The sequence below is a fragment of the Microtetraspora sp. AC03309 genome (assembly GCF_020826795.1).
In the GTDB taxonomy this organism is placed as follows: Bacteria; Actinomycetota; Actinomycetes; order Streptosporangiales; family Streptosporangiaceae; genus Microtetraspora; species Microtetraspora glauca.
In genome coordinates this window covers 1-585 of record NZ_JADDIL010000383.1, presented here as the reverse complement: position 1 = coordinate 585, position 585 = coordinate 1, and the positions used below count along the sequence as shown (strand labels likewise).

The 585-nt window shown below is 63.8% G+C and carries 1 protein-coding gene; it reads right to left on the bottom strand.

The features are described 5' to 3' along the window. The coding region (locus IMZ11_RS43450; protein WP_228649526.1) for a hypothetical protein at positions 1–585 on the bottom strand (585 nt) is incomplete at both ends.

Here is a 585-nt window from a genome sequence, read left to right as displayed (position 1 = left end):
GGCGTCGGACGGCAACGACGCCATGGCCCACTCGACGAGACCGGCAATGATGACGGAGGGAATGAGTCCCCACGCCCACGCCGTGCCCCGGCGCCGCGCCACACCCCATGCCAGGGCATACCCGACGACGGTCACCACGGCCACACTCCGGGACAGCATGACAACCAGGTCGAGATCCAAGTTCAGGTTGTATCTGGAGCCGATGATCAGCGCGAAGCCGACGTACGAAACGACATCGATCAACACCGTGATGCCCGCGATCAAGGCGGCCGTCCGGCGGCGTTCCGGAGATCGGGACCAGAACGCGACAACCGCGATGAAGTACACGCCGAGTACTGCGACGCCGCTGGTAAACCAGACGGTGCGCAACAACGGCGGCCAATCGAGTACCTGACCCGTCATGTTCGGCACACCGATGAAAATCGCGCGTTGGATCAACGTGGGCACCAGCAGCAGTGCGCTGATCAGGATCTGCGCGGCGGGCGAGAACCGCTCCGCTCTGGAAGCCTGGACTGACTCTCGGTTCGCTGTCAGATAGCCGTGGCCATACGCCGCACCTGAATCGGACCCGTCTTGATATCCCCC